This window comes from Rhodococcus sp. PSi06 (assembly GCF_054960675.1).
Map to the genome: position 1 here is coordinate 49446 of NZ_JBHNYO010000009.1, position 17991 is coordinate 67436.

The 17991-nt window shown below is 64.5% G+C and carries 18 protein-coding genes and 4 tRNA genes; 10 read left to right on the forward strand and 12 right to left on the reverse strand.

Going from position 1 to position 17991, the window contains the following annotated elements; genetic code table 11:
- The first annotated feature begins 68 nt into the window (after positions 1-68).
- The 5 genes from hemE to ACFI9K_RS13270 are packed head-to-tail and all read left to right on the forward strand — an operon-like array spanning position 69 to position 6210.
- Positions 69-1142, forward strand: a complete 1074-nt coding sequence (gene hemE / locus ACFI9K_RS13250; protein ID WP_462663925.1) for a uroporphyrinogen decarboxylase — start codon at positions 69-71, stop codon at positions 1140-1142.
- Positions 1139-2494, forward strand: a complete 1356-nt coding sequence (locus ACFI9K_RS13255; RefSeq protein ID WP_462663926.1) for a protoporphyrinogen oxidase — start codon at positions 1139-1141, stop codon at positions 2492-2494. The genes hemE and ACFI9K_RS13255 overlap by 4 nt, the downstream gene beginning before the upstream one ends.
- Positions 2495-2498: 4 nt before the next feature.
- On the forward strand, positions 2499-3194 hold the full coding sequence (gene hemQ / locus ACFI9K_RS13260) for a hydrogen peroxide-dependent heme synthase (RefSeq protein ID WP_462663927.1): 696 nt from the start codon (positions 2499-2501) through the stop codon (positions 3192-3194).
- Entirely contained in the window at positions 3191-3892 is a 702-nt protein-coding gene (locus tag ACFI9K_RS13265; protein ID WP_462663928.1) for an HAD family hydrolase, read from the forward strand. The genes hemQ and ACFI9K_RS13265 overlap by 4 nt, the downstream gene beginning before the upstream one ends.
- Positions 3893-3915: 23 nt before the next feature.
- Positions 3916-6210, forward strand: a complete 2295-nt coding sequence (locus ACFI9K_RS13270) for a molybdopterin-dependent oxidoreductase (protein ID WP_462664062.1) — start codon at positions 3916-3918, stop codon at positions 6208-6210.
- Here ACFI9K_RS13270 and ACFI9K_RS13275 read toward each other — a convergent pair.
- The 5 genes from ACFI9K_RS13275 to ACFI9K_RS13295 all read right to left on the reverse strand — a co-directional run bounded on the left by ACFI9K_RS13275 (position 6188) and on the right by ACFI9K_RS13295 (position 10871).
- Positions 6188-6646: a MaoC family dehydratase gene (locus ACFI9K_RS13275; protein ID WP_462663929.1), complete on the reverse strand. Its 459-nt coding sequence runs from the start codon at positions 6644-6646 to the stop codon at positions 6188-6190. The genes ACFI9K_RS13270 and ACFI9K_RS13275 overlap by 23 nt on opposite strands.
- Before the next feature lie 28 nt (positions 6647-6674).
- On the reverse strand, positions 6675-7103 hold the full coding sequence (gene msrB / locus ACFI9K_RS13280) for a peptide-methionine (R)-S-oxide reductase MsrB (protein ID WP_032403312.1): 429 nt from the start codon (positions 7101-7103) through the stop codon (positions 6675-6677).
- A 27-nt stretch (positions 7104-7130) separates the two neighbouring features.
- Entirely contained in the window at positions 7131-8369 is a 1239-nt protein-coding gene (locus tag ACFI9K_RS13285) for a glycosyltransferase family 87 protein (RefSeq protein ID WP_462663930.1), read from the reverse strand.
- A 69-nt stretch (positions 8370-8438) separates the two neighbouring features.
- Positions 8439-10013, reverse strand: coding sequence for an alpha/beta hydrolase (locus ACFI9K_RS13290; RefSeq protein ID WP_462663931.1), 1575 nt, complete (start codon positions 10011-10013; stop codon positions 8439-8441).
- A 69-nt stretch (positions 10014-10082) separates the two neighbouring features.
- On the reverse strand, positions 10083-10871 hold the full coding sequence (locus ACFI9K_RS13295) for a pyrimidine reductase family protein (RefSeq protein ID WP_462663932.1): 789 nt from the start codon (positions 10869-10871) through the stop codon (positions 10083-10085).
- Between the two features lie 34 nt (positions 10872-10905).
- On the opposite strand from ACFI9K_RS13295, the gene zapE reads away from it, so the two are divergent.
- Positions 10906-11919 (forward strand): cell division protein ZapE, encoded by a 1014-nt coding sequence (gene zapE / locus ACFI9K_RS13300; protein WP_222094913.1) that lies wholly within the window; start codon positions 10906-10908, stop codon positions 11917-11919.
- A gap of 7 nt (positions 11920-11926) precedes the next feature.
- On the opposite strand, the gene ACFI9K_RS13305 is transcribed toward zapE, so the two are convergent.
- From ACFI9K_RS13305 to ACFI9K_RS13335, 7 genes are all read right to left on the reverse strand, one after another.
- On the reverse strand, positions 11927-12454 hold the full coding sequence (locus ACFI9K_RS13305) for an N-acetyltransferase family protein (RefSeq protein ID WP_462663933.1): 528 nt from the start codon (positions 12452-12454) through the stop codon (positions 11927-11929).
- A complete protein-coding gene (locus ACFI9K_RS13310) occupies positions 12451-12903 on the reverse strand; it encodes a hypothetical protein (protein ID WP_462663934.1) in 453 nt (150 codons plus the stop codon). Before ACFI9K_RS13310 ends, ACFI9K_RS13305 begins: the two co-directional genes overlap by 4 nt.
- Before the next feature lie 17 nt (positions 12904-12920).
- Positions 12921-13628 (reverse strand): alpha/beta hydrolase family protein, encoded by a 708-nt coding sequence (locus ACFI9K_RS13315; RefSeq protein ID WP_462663935.1) that lies wholly within the window; start codon positions 13626-13628, stop codon positions 12921-12923.
- Positions 13621-13998, reverse strand: a complete 378-nt coding sequence (locus ACFI9K_RS13320; protein ID WP_462663936.1) for a hypothetical protein — start codon at positions 13996-13998, stop codon at positions 13621-13623. The genes ACFI9K_RS13315 and ACFI9K_RS13320 overlap by 8 nt, the downstream gene beginning before the upstream one ends.
- Positions 13999-14126: 128 nt before the next feature.
- Positions 14127-14201: transfer RNA gene (locus ACFI9K_RS13325), tRNA-Val, on the reverse strand.
- 37 nt (positions 14202-14238) lie between these two features.
- Positions 14239-14309, reverse strand: a tRNA-Cys gene (locus tag ACFI9K_RS13330).
- Between the two features lie 17 nt (positions 14310-14326).
- A tRNA-Gly gene (locus ACFI9K_RS13335) sits at positions 14327-14398 on the reverse strand.
- Positions 14399-14640: 242 nt separating this feature from the next.
- On the opposite strand from ACFI9K_RS13335, the gene ACFI9K_RS13340 reads away from it, so the two are divergent.
- The 4 genes from ACFI9K_RS13340 (at position 14641) to ACFI9K_RS13355 (ending at position 17973) form a co-directional block, all read left to right on the forward strand.
- Positions 14641-14712, forward strand: a tRNA-Val gene (locus ACFI9K_RS13340).
- Between the two features lie 129 nt (positions 14713-14841).
- Positions 14842-15273 carry a TIGR02611 family protein gene (locus ACFI9K_RS13345; protein ID WP_462664063.1) on the forward strand — a complete coding sequence of 144 codons (432 nt, stop codon included), beginning with the start codon at positions 14842-14844 and terminating at the stop codon, positions 15271-15273.
- Positions 15274-15374: 101 nt separating this feature from the next.
- A complete protein-coding gene (gene thrS / locus ACFI9K_RS13350) occupies positions 15375-17429 on the forward strand; it encodes a threonine--tRNA ligase (protein ID WP_462664064.1) in 2055 nt (684 codons plus the stop codon).
- Position 17430: 1 nt separating this feature from the next.
- Positions 17431-17973, forward strand: coding sequence for an ATP adenylyltransferase (locus ACFI9K_RS13355; protein WP_222094910.1), 543 nt, complete (start codon positions 17431-17433; stop codon positions 17971-17973).
- Positions 17974-17991 lie beyond the last annotated feature (18 nt).

Below are 17991 nucleotides of genomic sequence, written 5' to 3' on the forward strand. Positions count from 1 at the left end.
TGGAACCGACGTCGGTGTGTCGCCCTTGGTGGCGGGGGGTTTCCCGACGCGTGGCAGCATGGAAGCCGATGAACGCCGAAGCGCACTCCGCACCCCCAGCCCGTCGAGAACTTCCGGACGCGCCGTTCCTGGCCGCGATCGCCGGTGACGCGCCCTCGCGCAGGCCGGTGTGGTTCATGCGTCAGGCCGGCAGATCCCTCCCCGAATACCGGAAGATTCGCGCCGGCATCGGCATGCTGGATTCTTGCTTCCGGCCCGATCTGGTGGCCGAGATCACGCTGCAGCCCGTCCGTCGACACGATGTGGATGCGGCAATCCTGTTCTCGGACATCGTCGTTCCGCTCAAAGCGGCGGGCATCGATCTCGACATCGTTGCCGGCACCGGACCGGTGGTTGCGAACCCGGTGCGCTCTGCTGCCGACGTCTCGGCGCTACCCACTCTCACTGCCGATCAGGTACAGCCGGTGGCCGACGCCGTCCGCATTCTCACTCGTGAGCTGGGAAGCACTCCGTTGATCGGGTTCGCCGGAGCACCCTTCACCTTGGCGTCCTACCTGGTCGAGGGTGGCCCCAGTCGTAACCACGAGAAGACCAAAGCGCTGATGCGCTCCGATCCCGCCACCTGGCATGCCCTGCTGGACGCGCTGGCGACCACGACGATCACGTTCCTGCAGGCTCAGTTGGCCGCCGGAGTCGACGCGGTGCAGGTGTTCGACTCGTGGGCGGGTGCACTGTCGCTGGCCGACTACCGCGAGTACGTGCTGCCGCATTCGACGCGAGTGTTCGACGCAGTGTCCTCGGCAGGCGTTCCCAAGATTCACTTCGGTGTCGGTACCGGCGAGTTGCTCGGTGCTATGGGTGAGGCCGGTGCCGACGTGGTCGGTGTCGACTGGCGGATTCCGCTCGACGACGCCGTTCACCGTGTCGGCGGCGGCAAGGTGCTACAGGGAAATCTCGATCCCGCGGTGCTGTTCGCCGGCTGGGATGCCGTCGAGGCCGAGGTTCGACGCATCGCCGCCGAAGCAGACCGCGCGGTGGCGGCCGGTGCGCGTGGGCACGTCTTCAACCTCGGCCACGGCGTGTTGCCGGATACCGATCCCGAGATTCTGACCCGGGTGGTCTCGTTGGTGCATTCGTTGTGACGGTGCGGCGCTACGCCGTGGTCGGCGGCGGGATTTCCGGCCTGGTCGCGGCGTATCGCCTCCGGCAGGCCTGTGGTCCCGCTGCGGAGATCACTCTCGTCGAGGCGTCCGATCGCCTCGGGGGGACGTTGCGGACCACCGACGTCGGGACCGAGTCGCTCGATGTGGGCGCGGAAGCGTTCATCGGTCGTCGTCCGGAAGTACCGGCTCTGCTCGCCGAACTGGGTCTGTCGGATCAGCTGGTGCACCCGTCGTCGGCGCGTCCACTGGTGTTCTCCGGTGGCCGAACACATCCCCTCCCGGTCAGGACGTTGATGGGCATACCGTCCTCGGCCGATTCCGTGCGAGATCTGGTGGACCCCGAAGAACTGCACCTCATCGAGACCGAGACCGCGCGGCCCTTCGCGTGGACCGTGGGTTCGGATGTCAGCGTCGCCGATCTGGTGGGGGCCAGGTTCGGCTCCCAGGTGGTGAGCCGTTCGGTGGACCCCCTGCTCGGCGGCGTGTACTCCGGTTCGGCGAGTTCGATCGGTGTACGGGCGGCGTTGCCGACACTGGCAGCGGCGCTGGATGCCGGCGCGCCGAACCTGACCGAGGCAGTGCTGGCGGCCCTTCCCACGCCGTCGCCGGGACCGGTCTTCGGCGGGCTGCGTGACGGCTACGGCGTACTGCTCGACGCGCTGACCGCCGCGACCGACGCCCGCACGATAGTCGGCGCCGGCGTCGGAGAGGTACGACGTGAGGCGAGTGGGTGGTTCGTCGATGGCGTCGGCGTCGTCGACGGCGTCATCCTGGCGGTACCGGCGCCCGTTCTCGGTCGGCTGATCGCCGCGGTGGCACCCGAGTCGTCGGCGGCTGCGCTCGGTATCGAGTTGGCGTCGTCGGTCGTGGTGGCGATGGCCTTTCCGAAAGCAACCGAGCTGCCGAAGAATTCGGGGATCCTGGTGGCAACGGACGCCGGCCTCGACGTCAAGGCGTTCACGTTGTCCAGCCGGAAGTGGCCCCATCTGGGTACGCGCGAAGCAGTACTGCTGCGTGCCTCGCTGGGCCGGTTCGGCGATTCCGCCGCCTCGGAGCGATCCGACGAGGAGACGATCGAGACGGCGTCGAACGATCTGCGAACGGTGGCGGGCATCGATGTGCGGCCTCTGGCCGCAACAGTGCAACGTTGGCCGGGCGGACTGCCGCAGTATGCGCCCGGACACCTCGATCGCGTCGCCGCGGTGGAATCCGGCGTCGCCGATCTACCCGGTCTCGAGGTCACCGGAGCCTGGCAGCGCGGCGTCGGGGTACCCGCCTGTATTGCGTCCGCCACCACTGCTGCCGCCCGAGTGATCGAAGTGGCACGATAGGGCCATGGCACGCCTCGATTACTCAGCGCTCAATTCGACACTTCGCTATCTGATGTTCTCGGTCTACAAGGTCACGCCCGGCGTTCTGGGCGACGATCGGGCCGCAGCAGCCAAGGAGGCGAAGGTCTTCTTCGAGGGCCGTGAAGACAAGGGCGTCGCAGTGCGGGGTGTGTACGACATCGCCGGCATGCGGGCCGATGCCGATTTCATGGTCTGGACGCACGCCGAGCGCATCGAGGATCTGCAGGCCACCTACTCCGACTTCCGTCGCACCACCGCGCTGGGCAAGGCCAGTACTCCGGTCTGGAGCAACACCGCCCTGCACCGCCCTGCGGAGTTCAACAAGAGTCACGTTCCGGCGTTCATCGCGGGTGAGGATCCGGGCGCGTACATCTGCGTCTATCCGTTCGTTCGGTCGATCGACTGGTACCTGCTGCCCGACGACGAGCGTCGGACGATGCTCGCCGATCACGGCATGGCGGCGCGTGGTTACAAGGACGTGCGCGCCAACACCGTGCCGTCGTTCGCGTTGGGTGACTACGAGTGGATCCTCGCGTTCGAGGCCCCCGAACTCGATCGAATCGTCGACCTGATGCGAGACCTGCGTGCCACCGAGGCGAGGCGACACGTGCGCGAGGAAACCCCGTTCTTCACAGGCCCGCGGGTCGAGGTGGACGCGCTCGTCGAATCACTGCCGTGACGACGGGTTCAGCCACCGTCGCAGCCGTCCTGTTCGATTTCTCGGGCACGTTGTTCCGGCTCGAGGAGGATCCGACCTGGTTCGACGGTATTCACGATGCCGACGGCACCCCGGTCGACGGTGCCGGAGCCGCGGAACTGATGCGACGCATGACCGCGCCGGTGGGGGAGACGGTCGAGTTCGACGAAGTGACGCGGCATGCGTGGCGAAATCGAGACCTGGATCCGGCACTTCACCGGCAGGCTTACCTGCACGTGCTCGACAAGTCCGGTGTGACGATTCTCGAACAGGCCGAATCGGTCTACGGACGTGTGATCGACGCCGATTCGTGGACCCCGTACCCGGATACCGAAGCGGTCCTGACAAAGCTTGCTGCGCAGTCCATTCGGGTCGGCGTGCTCAGCAACATCGCTTTCGACATACGTCCGGCGTTCACCGCGCGGGGCTTGGACCGGTACGTCGACGAGTTCGTGCTCTCGTTCGAGGTAGGTCACGTCAAACCGCAGCCCGAGATCTTCCGTCATGCAGTGGCGGCACTGGGTGTCGAACCGGCGGTGACGTTGATGGTGGGTGACAGCGACGAGGCCGACGGTGCGGCGCGCGCGATCGGATGCAGTTTCGCGCTCGTCGATCCCGTGCCGACATCGGAGCGCCCCGATGCTCTACTGAAGGCGTTGCACGAGTTCGGTATTCGGTGACCGAGGTGCCCGGCGCACAGCATATGGGTCACTGGGGGATGTTCCGTGCCGAGTCGGATGGACGCGATGTCACCGCCGTTCGTCCCGAAGTCTCGGACAGTAACCCGTCCCCGGTGTTGGGCAACCTCGTCGGATCGGTGACCCATCGGTCGCGCATCACCGCGCCTGCGGTACGCAGGGGTTGGCTCGAGCAGGGTCCGGGGCCGACCGACCACCGTGGCAGTGACGAGTTCGTCGAGGTCTCGTGGGACGAGCTGACCGACTTGTTGTCGGGTGAATTGCGCAGAGTGATCGGACGATTCGGCAACAGCGCCATCTACGGTGGCTCGTACGGTTGGGCGAGTGCCGGACGGTTTCATCACGCGCAGAGTCAGGTGCACCGATTTCTCAACTGCATCGGCGGATACACCCGGTCGGTGCACAGTTACTCCCTGGGTGCCACCGGTGTCATCATGCCGCACGTGCTCGGCGCGCACTGGAAGATGTTCTCGCGCTCCACGTCCTGGAACGTGATCGCCGCGCACACCGAACTTCTGGTGGCCTTCGGCGGAGTGCCGGTGAAGAACACGGGCATCAATCACGGCGGAACGTCGGATCACCCGACCGTCGGCTCGCTCGATGCGATGCGCGCCCGCGGTGGACAGATCGTCACCGTCAGTCCGCTGCGCGACGACATGAGCGGTGATGCCCGATGGATCGCGCCGCGACCCGGCACCGACGTGGCGATGATGCTGGCACTTGCCTATGTACTCGCCGACGAAAAGCTGCACGACACAGCGTTTCTCGACAATTATTGCGAGGGCTACCCGGAGTTCGAGAGATACCTGCTGGGCGTCATGGACGGCATCCCCAAAACGCCGCAGTGGGCGTCGGAAATCTGCGGCATCGAGCCGTCGGTCCTTGCCGAGCTCGCGCGGGAGATGGCGTCGAAACGCACGATGGTCACCGTCACGTGGTCCCTGCAACGGACGCGGCACGGCGAGCAGGCACCGTGGATGGGAATCACGCTGGCAGCCATGCTGGGGCAGATCGGTGTGCCCGGTGGAGGATTCGGACACGGCTACGGTTCGATGAACGAACCCGGTCTCGCTCCGGTGCCGTATCCCTTGCCGACTCTGCCTCAGGGCATCAACCCTGTTCCGGACCTGATTCCGGTGGCGGCGGTCTCGGACATGCTGCTGAACCCCGGTGGCGAATTCGACTACGACGGTCAGCATTTGGTCTACCCGGACATCAAGATCGTCTACTGGGCGGGTGGTAACCCGTTCCATCATCACCAGGATCTGGGACGGTTGCGCCGTGCTTTCGGCAGGCCCGACACGGTCGTAGTACACGATCCGTACTGGACTCCGATGGCCAAGCATGCGGATATCGTCGTCCCGTCGACGACGTCGCTGGAGCGCTCCGATCTGAGCTGCACCCGCAACGATCCGTTGCTCGTGGCCATGCAGCCGGCCACCTCGAAGTACGCCGATTCGCGTGACGACTACGACACGTTCGCCGAGGTGGCCACGAAACTCGGTGTGGGGCAGCAGTTCACCGAGGGGCGCACGTCCGAACAGTGGCTCGAGCACCTGTACGGCCAGTGGCGTGGATACCTGCGCGCGGGCGGCGTCGAGACGCCCGAGTTCGACGCCTTCCGGCGTGCGGGTTCGTTTCGGATGCAGACCGAGGACGATCTGACGTTTCTCGAGGACTTTCGAACCGATCCGGTCGGGAACGCCCTGCGCACCCCGAGCGGCAAGATCGAAATCTATTCGGCGACGGTGGCGGGCTTCGACTACGACGATTGCCGTGGGCATCCGACGTGGTTCGAGCCGCAGGAATGGCTCGGGGGGCCACGGGCCGAACAGTTTCCGTTGCACCTGATCGCAAATCAGCCTCGTACCAGGCTGCACAGTCAGCTCGATCACGGTGCGGTGAGCCGAGGTTCCAAGATCCGGGGTCGGGAGCCGATCCGCATGCACTCGTGCGCGGCCGCGGCCAGAGGGCTCTCGGACGGTGACGTGGTGCGCGTGTTCAACGACCGGGGCTCGTGTCTGGCCGGCGTGGTTCTGGACGATGCGATGCTGGAATCGGTGGTCCAGCTGTCCACGGGTGCCTGGTACGACCCAGTCGATCCGGCCGATCCCGGATCGATGTGCAAGCACGGCAGCGTGAACGTACTCACCGCAGACGACGGGGCGTCGTCGCTGTCGCGCGGATGCACAGGGCAGCATGTGCTGGTGGAGATCGAACGCTACGGCGATGCACTGCCGCCGATCACCGCGTTCGATCCACCTGTGCTGACGAAGGTCAGAACACCACTCGGGAGATGATCTCGGCGACCAGTGCCGGCTTGTCCTCGCCCTCGATCTCCAACGTTCCGGTGGTCACGATCTGCAAGGCACCGCCCGACGCGTCCTCGACGGAGGTCAGGGTGCTCTGCAGACGTACGTGGGCACCGACCTTCACCGGGTTGATGAAGCGAACTTTGTTGGAACCGTAGTTGATTCCGAGCTTGGTGTTCTCGATGGTGTAGATCTGCCAGTTGAGCATCGACACCAGGGACAGGCTCAGGAATCCGTGTGCGATCGGCGCGCCGAACGGGCTTTCCTTCTTCGCCCGCTCGATGTCCACGTGAATCCATTGGTGATCGCCGGTGGCGTCGGCGAAGGTGTTCACCCGTTCCTGGGTGATCTGCAGCCAATCGCTGGTGCCGAGGTCTTCGCCGACTGCCGCTTTGATCTGCTCTGGTGAGGTGAAAGTGCGCATACTCACAGTATGGCTCGAGCAGAGCTTCTCACGATGCAGGCTTGAGTACCAACGAGATCGAGTTGATGCAGTACCGCTGGTCGGTCGGCGTGGGGTAGCCCTCGCCCTCGAACACGTGGCCCAGGTGACTGTGGCAGTTACGGCAGATCACCTCGACGCGGCGCATTCCGAGGGTGGTGTCTTCTTTGAGGATCACGGCGTCGCTGTCGGCCGGGTCGAAGAACGACGGCCAGCCGCAGTGCGATTCGAACTTCTCGGTGCTGCGGAACAATTCGGCTCCGCAGGCTCGGCACTCGTAGATGCCTTCGGTGGTGGTGTCGGTGTACTCGCCGACGCCCGGGCGTTCGGTACCGGCCTGGCGGAGCACCGCGTATTCCTCGGGGGTCAGCTTCTCGCGCCACTGCGCGTCGGTGAGCTGGACGGCGGGAGCGGAGTTGTTGTCGGTTGCTGAACTCATGCTCACACGCTAATACGATTTGTCGGGCTATGCCGTTTTCGCTGGTGGTGCGCTCGGCAGGAGGTAGCTCGGCTCGATTCCGTCGTCCAGTCGTCCTTCGCTTCGCGCGGCGAGATACCGCCCGACGAGAACACCGAAGATGACGACGATCAGCAGTGCCCACCCGAACGTGGTCCGCAGATAATCCAGCGCGCGACCGGTTTCGATCCATCGTCCCGACAGCCAACGGTCGTAGTTCATGAAACCGTAGATCGCCAGCCACGCGGGCCAGTTGCGGAGTAGCGAGTTCTTGAGCACCACGGTCATCAGCAGTGGGAAGAGCATCATCGAGTAGTACATCTGGCCCAGCGAGCCCAGCAGCCAGTGTGCGGTGAGAATCAGTCCCGAGGTGGTCGCGAAGAAGAACAGACGGTCCTGTCGGCAGTATCGGTAGAGCAGCCACAGCGACACCAGGACCATGATTCCCAGGACCACGCGAATGCCGAGGGTCAGCAGTTCGGGAACACCGTAGTACTTACCGTTACCGACCACGGCACTGTTGAAGTAGTCGCGGGTCTGCAGCAGGTACGGCAGCGTGCGATCGATGAAGTTCATCGGATCCACCGACAGTGGCCAGGCAATGGCCATCATGACCACCGGAATAGCGATCGACGTGATGAACACCTTCCACTGGCGGGTCATCAGTGGAAGCAGAAGCAGCGGTGCGAGCATCGGCTTGACCGCCAGAGTCAGTCCCATGGCGACACCCGCGGACAAATCCTTGCGCTGCAACAGAAACCCCAGAAAGGCCACTTCGCCGAGCAGGACGAAGCCGTTGAAGTTGGTGAACACCAAGGTGTTCGTCACCGTTTCGCTGACGAATGCGGCGAGGAGCAGGGCGGGAGCGGCAACCGAATCGAGCCGGAACCCGAAGATGCGCAGCAGGATGTACAGGGCGAGCAGAATGGCGATGGTGCTGGCGATGATGAACAGCCAGCGAGACCGCTCGGGGTCGATGACGGCGATGGGGGAGAGCAGCATCGTCGCGCTCGGTTGATAAAGGTAGTGCGGATCGACGGAGTCGAAATTCGCCGTGTACACCGGCTGACGATTGAGAAACGCCAGAGCTGCGCTGTACACGGGATTGAAGTCGTTGGTGATATCGCCGTTGACAGCTTTGATGACCACCCGATGGATGATGGTCATGATGGCGATGGGCCACAGGGCGTATTTTATTACCTCGGCGGTCGTCCGCCCCGTACGCGGCTCCAGAAAGCTAAGTGACACCCGCGAACGGTACCCGAGACAGTGCCGCGGCAGAGAAAGGACACCCCGCGCCGAAAGTCGTTGCCCGGGTCAGGCCGGACAGACGGTGCCGTCGGTCGGGAGCACGGTGTCACGTGCGTAGTTCACCGCGGCGCTCTGCAGACACTGCGATCCGCCGAGGCTCGGATGCCCGCTGCCCTGCCAGCCTGCCGACGCCACTGCCGTACCCGTTGCTCCGACCAGACCCGTGACCGAGGACAGCCCGCCGTTGCCGACGATGGGGTCGCCTGCGTTCGAGAGCACCAGTACCGGAACACCCAGGGACGTGGGCAACGGGATCGACGGTGCCGTCGGCCAGGAGGAACACACCAGTGCGGTCAGAGCAGCGTCGGTGCCGTAAATCGGATAGCGATCGGTCCACTGAGACGACAGATCGCGGACGCCCTGCGGCGACGGCCACTGTTGTCCGTCCGTACAGCGGGAAACGAACTGACCGTCGGTGCCGTAGGCATCGGTACCTCGTTCGGCCAGGGCCGAGAGCGCCGCAGTGTCGGATCCCGCTGCTGCGGAGAGCGTCGTGGACAGGTCGGTGGCCCGCGACGACGCGTCCCCTGCGGTCGACGCGAGCGCGAAGGTGATGCCGTCGAGAACTTCGTGAGTGGACAGCGGGGCGAACTCCCCGCCGGCGGCGCGTCGGAGCAGCTGGGCCACCGCGGCCGTCGGATCGCTCCCGAGTGAGCAGTTCAGCGCAACGCACCGTTGCGCGAACGCCGCGAAAGCGGCTTCATTTCCTTGAGTCCGTTGCTCGGCCAGGGTGATCTGATCGGTGTTGACCCCGGGCGGCGAATCGAGAATCAGACGCGAGATGTTGTCCGGAAACTTCGCGGCATAGGCCAACGCGGTGAGTGCGCCGTTGCCGGATCCGATCAAGCCGATCCGATCCACACCCCAGAGTTGACGGAGTCGGTCGAGATCGTCCGCGGCGTAGGTGGTGCCGAAAGCGAGTTCCTGCGGCTGCAGTGTGTCCGTGCACTCGATGGTGGCGTCCCGACCGGCGTCGACGGCTCGGTCCACGGAGTCGGCATCGGATCTGGTGAACTGCCCCAGCGCGTCGACGGCGGCCTTGGTAGGGGACTGGACGGTGTCGTCGATGCAGTCGATGGCGGTGGATCGGCCGATACCGCGTCGATCCACTGCGACGACGGGGTGAGCTTCCAACAGTGTCGAGAGCGGACCGGCGGCCATCGTGGCCAACGTCGCCGTCGAGGACCGATCCGAACCGGACGTGAACACCAGTGGTCCCGCATCGGTGGGTGTCCTGTCGAGTCGGGCTCGCAACGCACCGACAGCGAAGGTGCCGAACATCTGCCCACTGGCATCGACGTCGGCTTCGTACTCCGCGCACTCGAGTATCAGGCCGGGAGTGGTGGAGGTGAGTCCGAACGATCCGAGGGTGGTGCCCGTGCAATCCGCCCACGCGAGATCTGTGGTCGGGACAGCGAGCGCGGCAGGTTCCGGCAGCGCTTCTTCCGAGGATTCGGCCGGCTGGCCGGGCGATCGCTGCTCCACCGCAACGTCGGGTCGGAACGACGGACCGGCACCACACGCTGCGCACGTCGCGGCGAGGACCACGACGGCGGCGAGCAACGAACGTTTCTGCGTCACCGTGCGAGGCTATCGACTTTTCGGCCCGCGCCGCGCGCGCCCTCAGTCACGATGCGCGCCGCTGGGTGATCACGACCCGCGCACCCAGCGCGTCAGCAACGTGCCGTCCTCGTCGCCCAGCACGTGGACTCGGTCCATCGGCGTGTCGGCTGCGCCGGCGGCATGGGCGATGCGGCCTGCCTCGCCGGCGACGAGCATCGGAGAGATCGTCAGGCACAGCTCGTCTGCCGCGCCGTCGGACACGAGCTGCCCGAACAGGCCAGGTCCGCCTTCGCACAGGATGCGCGTGAGTCCGAGGTCGGTCAGAGAATCGACGAGGTCGTTCGTGCTCACCGATTCACCGGGGACGTCGATCACGGTTGCGCCGGCGGCTCGAAGCGCGGACAGGGTGGTGCCGTCCGCTGCCGACGAGGTGACCACGACGGGCTTCACCACGGTGTCGACGAGCAATCGGGACTTCGGATCGATAGAACCCGAGGCGGTGACCACCACGATCGTCGGAGTCGGTGCCTGTCCGCGCGCCTTGCGTCGAGCGATCGCCTCGTCGGACAGTGCGACTCCGCCGTAGTTCTCGGCGCGGGCAGTCCCTGCACCGACGAGAACGGCGTCGCACAACTCGCGCAGGATCCCGAACAAGCGTGCGTCCGCGGGGGTGCCGAGGCCGGCGGACGCACCGTTCGCAGTGACGGATCCGTCGATGCTGGCGACGAAGTTCGTCCGGATCCACGGTCGGTCCGGGTGCGCCGGGTAGGCGTACAGGGCTCGGAGCGCATCGTCGTCGAGAACCGACCCGACGGCGGGTACGGACTCGGCCGGCTGTGCCGATGTGAAGTAGGTCCCAATATCGAGAAGCTGCATGAGAGAGATCAGACCACGTCGTTACGCTCGACAAATGCCCGCACGCCTTGTCGACCGAAATCCCGTGGTCCCCTCCGATCAGCTGATCGCGCAGATGGTCCCGCCGGCGATGTTCGACGACGTCAGTTTCTCCTCCTACATTCCCGATCCCAAGGAGCCGACGCAGGCTGCTGCGGTCGCGAAGGCCGAGGAGTTCGCGAACAAGGTGCAGAAGATCCGCGGCAAAGGCAAGCGCGGACTCTTCGGCAAGAAGACCCCGGCCACGGGTGCGGGGCTGTACCTCGACGGTGGTTTCGGCGTCGGCAAGACCCACCTGTTGGCCTCTATCTACCACAGCGTTCCCGAGCCGAAGGCATTCGGCACGTTCGTCGAGTTGACCCACGTGGTCGGAGCGCTCGGCTTCAACAAGGCCCTCGAAGAACTCTCGAACCACAGCGTGCTCTGCATCGACGAGTTCGAACTCGACGATCCGGGCGACACGATGTTGGTGTCGCGTCTGCTCTCCGAGCTCTCGCAGCGCGGAGTCTCCATCGTCGCGACATCGAACACCCTGCCCGGTCAGCTCGGTGAGGGCCGCTTCGCCGCAGAGGACTTCTTGCGAGAGATCAAGAAGCTCGGTTCCATCTTCGAGTCCGTCCGCGTGGACGGTCCCGATTACCGACACCGTGATCTGCCCCCGGCCCCGGAGCCCACGTCCGAATCCGAGCTCGTCGAGCGCGCGGAGACCGTGGACGGCGCAACCCTGGACGATTTCGACGAGCTGCTCGCCCATCTCAGCACGCTGCACCCGTCCCGCTACGGCAAGTTGCTCGACGGTGTTCCTGCGGTATTCCTGAAGAACGTGCACCCGGCATCGGATCAAGCCATCGCCCTGCGACTGGTCGTCCTCGCCGACCGCCTCTACGACGCAGGCATTCCGGTGACGGCCTCGGGCGGCAAGCTCGACGAGATCTTCACCGAGGAGATGCTGGCCGGCGGCTACCGCAAGAAGTACCTGCGCGCCACGTCGCGTCTGCTGGCATTGTCGCGTTTCGCCGCTGTCGGCTGAACAGAGGTCAGAGTGGCACCTGCATGACGTAGTCGTCGTGTGTCTGTACACCGACGACGAAGGTCTTGGTGCCCACGATCTCGAATCCGTGTTTGGCGTAGAACTTCTGGGCTCGTGCGTTCTGCTGGTTGACCCCCAGCCATGCTCCCTTGCAGCCGCGTCGGCGCGCACTGTCCAGGGCCGAAGCCATCAGGCGGGAGGCGACTCCGCCGCCGTGCTCGGTGGGTCGGACGTACAGTTTGCTGATCTCGACGGTCGGCTCGTGAGTGAGTGCCGAGCGGATGCCCGAGTCGGTGGGAGTGCCGAACACCAGCATTGCGTAACCGACAATCTCTGCATCGCCTGACTCGTCGATAAGAACGGTCCTGTCGGGGTCGGCGATGTAACTCTCGAAATTGCTGAGCGACAACACTTTCGAGACGAAATTCGCGATATCGTCCGGTCGAGTTTTCGGCGGGCAGGCCAAGGGGAAGGTCAGTGCGGCCAGATCCGCAACTCGACGCGCGTCTGCCGAAGCCGCCTCACGAACGGTCACAGCTGATCGACCGCTTTCTTGGCATCGCGCAACGACAGGCCGGTTCGATCCCGCAGCAGTTTGATCGCCGCGATCGCTTTGCCCTCCGTCTTGAGTGCTGTCAGCCGGGGGAGCAGGTCGTCCCATCGCACGGGACCCGAACTTGCTGCATCGAGAATCGTCTTCGGCGCTGGAAACGCGGCCCCGCGTTGCATCGATTCGATTGCGTTCTTCGCGTCGAGCAATCCGGCACCCGTTCGCTCTCGAAAGACCTTGATGGCGTGAATCTTTTTGTCGGCGGCCAACAATTGGTGAATTTCTGCGCGGGCACCGTCGTCCAGTCCTACCAACTGCAGGTTGCGCGAAGTCGCACCGGAGTCGTCCGGCTTTCGGCGAGCGAGAAACCACGCCGCGAGTACCGCAGCGTCGATAAGGACCAGCGCAACGATGAACCATCCCCAGGTTGGCATAGTTTCAGTACACCACTTCAGCGTGACGGGTCGAAGGGCGGGACGACGACCGACGGATCGGACGAGGAGGTGCCGAACAGGGAGACGGCAGCCGCGAGTGTTCGAGACGCTGCGTCGTATTTCGCCGGGGCGAGATCGTGGCCGGCACCCTCGATGTCGACGAGCAAGGTTGCCGCGGGGACGAGGGCCAATGCTGCTTCGAGTTCTGCGGTGGTGCCGAACGGATCTTTCGTGCCGTGCAGCACGGCAGTCGGGGTCCGAAGGTCGGGTAGATGTTGCGTACGAAGCTTGTCGGGCTTTCCCGGTGGGTGCAGGGGATAGGAAGTGAGAACGAGTCCGTCGACGAGACCCGGACGTTCGGCCGCGATCATCGACCCCTGCCTGCCACCGTACGAGTGGCCACCGAACGCAATGAATCCCGTGGTTTCCGCTCGCACGCGGTCGACTGCCGCGGCGATACCGAGCCGATCCTCCTCCGAGCGTGAGGGATGCGGCGGACCCTTGGCCTTGCGCACTCGGAACGGGAGGTCGAACCGCAGGACAGTGAAGCCGGCCGCCGCCCATACCGACGCAATCTTCTGGAGCAGAACCGAATTGCAGTTGCCGCCCGCGCCGTGGGTAAGAGCGAGGCCGCCCCGGGACGCTGTCGGGGGCGTATGCAGAAAGGCGACGCCCCCGCCGAGTTCGACTTCGGCGGGGGCGTCGGAAACACCGTGTTCAGGCATCGTGCGCGGAAACTACCTTCTCGTCGGTGTTCTCGCGGTCTCCGGCCGTCTCGTCCCCTGCAGTCTTGTCTGCGGTGTCCTGGTCGTCGGCATCCACCAGCTCGCCGTTGTCGTCGACCATGTCGGCGAACGCCGTCCCGGCAACCGTGCCGTTCGTTCCCGGCAGCGCCACGGTGGGCCTGGCACCGGGCCGATAGCGATCGTCCAACCCTTCGACCGACTTCTTCGCTTCCTCGAGCGTGGCGTCGTCGACTTCGAGCTCGGTGCCTCCACCTTCTTCGTCGGTGTTGCTGGTGTTGCTGGTGTCGTCGATGGCGGTTTCGTCGGTGGGATTGTCGTTCGTGGTTGTGCTTCGAGCATCGTCCGACACGTATGTGTCCTTCCATCGAAGTGTGTGCGTCGTCTCTACTGTGCACTCCTATGGCGCGAATCACCACAATTGATTACTGGAACATACAAAAAAGGCCCCCTCGAAAGGGGGCCTGATCTGTCTGACAGTGGTGCGCGATACTGGGATTGAACCAGTGACCTCTTCCGTGTCAGGGAAGCGCTCTCCCGCTGAGCTAATCGCGCATGTCCTCGCATCGATTCTGCAATCGATGCACTAGCGAGGTGGAGACGGGAATCGAACCCGTGTGCACGGCTTTGCAGGCCGTTGCCTCACCACTCGGCCACTCCACCATGGGTCGAGACCCTCGAGCGGATGACGGGATTCGAACCCGCGACCCTCACCTTGGCAAGGTGATGCGCTACCACTGCGCCACATCCGCGTACCTCGGAGGCGCTCACTGCTGGGCAGTCGTTGTCTCCGTGGTGCGGGGGAAACATTAACCCAACGGGAGTGAAACCCACAAATCACGTGGTCAGCCACGGATTAGTGCGAATCGACCCCTGTGAACGATGTGAAACCAGTGACGGGACATCATTCTCGAACCACCGTGAGGGTGCGTTCGATGCCCGGGCGGGCGATTCGATTCGCCGCGGCACCTCGTGTTAATGTTTTGCCTCGTTCGGTCCCGTGGCTCAGTGGAAGAGCGTCCGCTTCACACGCGGAAGGTCGCTGGTTCGATCCCAGCCGGGACCACAGACGAACAAAGCCCGCACCGCTCGTCGGTGCGGGCTTTTTCGTGTCTCGGCCCGGTAACCTGACTCGGTGAGCACCGACGGATCGACGTCCCGCGAGGCGGACGGACAGAACACTGCACCGGACGCCGTGACCGACGCGGCCGACGCCGATGGCCCGGCCGAGCAGCTGGCGACAAAGCACAGACGCTTCCGGGCTCGTATCGCCGAGAACAAATCTCTCGATCTCGGCTACCGCATCACCGTCGGTGTCGTCGGCACCCTGGTGTTGGTGTTGGGAGTGTTGGCCATTCCCTACCCGGGCCCAGGCTGGTTGATAGTCTTCGCCGGTCTGGGCATTCTGGCTTCGGAATTCGAGTGGGCCAAGAGCGCGCTGCGCTTCGTTCGCGCGAGATACGACGCGTTCATGGCGTGGTTCTCGAAGCAGTCGATCGTCGTCAAAGGACTCGGCCTGCTCTTCACGACGGTCGTTGTGCTCGCCACGCTATGGCTGCTCGGCACATTTGCACTGGTCGGTGGTTGGATCGGACTCGACTGGACATGGCTGGACAGTCCGATCTGACGAACGCGCCGCGCTGAGGGCCGACGACGGGCTCGTTGCCGATAGGCTGTCGGAGGCCTTCCTGGCCCGAAGAACCGATCGAGGAGTACATCGCCGTGAGCATGCCCGTTGTCGCCAGCGCTCCACCCGCCCGCATCATGGTGCCGGCAGGAACGACGGCAGGTACGGCGCTCCGCGATACCAGACTGCCCAACAAGGGGCCCGAGGCGATCGTCGTCGTGCGGGATCCCGAGGGAAAGCTCCGTGACCTGTCGTGGGCTCCGGAGTCCGATACCGAGGTCGAGCCGGTTCCGGCCGATACCGAGGACGGGCGAAGCGTCATCAGGCATTCGGCGGCGCACGTGCTGGCGCAGGCCGTTCAAGAGCTGTTTCCCGACGCCAAACTGGGCATCGGACCGTTCATCAAGGACGGCTTCTACTACGACTTCGATGTGAAGCAGCCGTTCACTCCCGAGGATCTGACTGCCCTCGAGAAGAAGATGAAGCAGATCGTGAAAGCGGGACAACGGTTTTCGCGTCGGGTGTACGAGTCGGTGGAGCAGGCCCGCGAGGAGCTGGCCGACGAGCCGTACAAGCTCGAGCTGATAGACGACAAGTCCGGAATCGACGATCCGGAGGTCATGGAGGTCGGTGGGGGAGAACTGACCGCATACGACAACCTCAATCCCCGCACCGGCGAGCGCATCTGGGGCGATCTGTGCCGCGGCCCGCACATCCCCACCACCAAGTACGTGCCTGCCTTCAAGCTCACTCGCAGTTCGGCTGCGTACTGGCGTGGCAACCAGGACAACGCGGACTTGCAGCGCATCTACGGAACCGCGTGGGAGTCCACCGAGGCACTCGATGCGCATCTGGAACTCCTGGCCGAGGCCGAGCGCCGCGATCACCGCAAGCTCGGATCCGAGCTGGACCTGTTCAGCTTTCCCGACGAGCTGGGCTCCGGCCTTCCGGTGTTCCATCCGAAGGGCGGTGTGATCCGCAACGAGTTGGAGAACTATTCGCGCCAGCGGCACATCGAAGAGGGCTACGAGTTCGTCAACACTCCGCACATCACCAAAGGGCATCTCTACGAGGTCTCCGGTCACCTCGATTGGTACCGCGACGGCATGTTCCCGGCGATGCATCTCGATGCCGAACTCGACGAGAACGGCGATGTACGCAAACCCGGCCAGGACTATTACCTCAAGCCGATGAACTGCCCGATGCACAACCTCATCTTCCGCTCCCGCGGCCGCTCGTACCGCGAGTTGCCGTTGCGCCTGTTCGAGTTCGGTTCGGTGTATCGATACGAGAAGTCCGGCGTCATTCACGGTCTCACCCGAGTACGCGGCATGACGCAGGACGACGCGCACATCTTCTGCACTCGCGAGCAGATGCGCGGAGAGCTCACCAGCACACTGGAATTCGTGCTCGGCCTGCTCAAAGATTACGGACTGGACGATTTCTACCTGGAGCTGTCGACTCGCAACCCGGAGAAGTCCGTCGGTAGCGACGAGGTCTGGGAGGAAGCGACCAACACCCTTGCCGAGGTCGCAGCGGCGTCGGGTCTCGATCTCGTGCCCGATCCGGGCGGGGCCGCGTTCTACGGACCCAAGATCTCGGTGCAGGCCAAGGATGCGCTCGGTCGCACGTGGCAGATGTCGACCATTCAGCTCGACTTCAATCTTCCCGAACGCTTCGAGCTCGAATACACCGCCTCGGGCGGAGTGAAGGAACGCCCGGTGATGATTCACCGCGCGCTGTTCGGTTCGATCGAGCGGTTCTTCGGTGTACTCACCGAGCACTACGCCGGTGCCTTCCCGGCCTGGCTCGCGCCCGTGCAGGTCGTGGGCATTCCGGTGGCCGAGGTGCATCAGTACCATCTGTTCGCGGTGGTGAAGGAGCTGAAGAAGCACGGCGTCAGGGCCGAGGTGGACGCCAGTGACGATCGGATGCAGAAGAAGATCTTCAATCAGACCGCGCAGAAGGTACCCTTCATGCTGCTCGCCGGCGAACGCGACGTCGAGGCAGGTGCCGTCAGCTTCCGATTCCGTGACGGAACTCAGGTCAACGGTGTTTCTGTTGCGCAGGCCGTGGCAACGATCACCGAGTGGATCTCTCAGCGCAACAACGCATCACCGACCGCCGACCTCGTGCACACCAGTGGAGTGAGTTGACATGCCCGACCAGGACGAGTCGATCGTCGCCACCGGTGCGGGTGAACCCGACCGGCTGCAACGATTGTGGACTCCGCACCGGATGTCCTACATCGCCGAGGCCCCCCAGGCGTCGGCCAAGTCGAGTGAGCCGTTCTCCGACATCCCCAAGATGAGCGACGAGGACGGACTGGTCGTCGCGCGTGGCGAGTCGGTGTACGCGGTGCTAAACCTGTACCCGTATAACCCCGGGCACGCGATGATCGTGCCGTACCGTCGCGTCGCGGCGCTCGAGGACCTCACGCCCGCCGAGAGTGCCGAACTGATGGCCTTCACCCAGCAGATGATTCGCGTGATCAAGCGAGTGTCGAGTCCACACGGCTTCAACGTCGGCCTCAACCTCGGTGCGGCGGCCGGCGGATCACTTGCCGAGCATTTGCACCAGCACATCGTGCCGAGGTGGGGTGGCGATGCCAACTTCATCACGGTGATCGGCGGCGCAAAGGTGATGCCGCAGTTGCTTCGCGACACCAGATCCCTGCTCGCGTCGGCCTGGAACGAATGAACCACCGGCGAAAGGAGC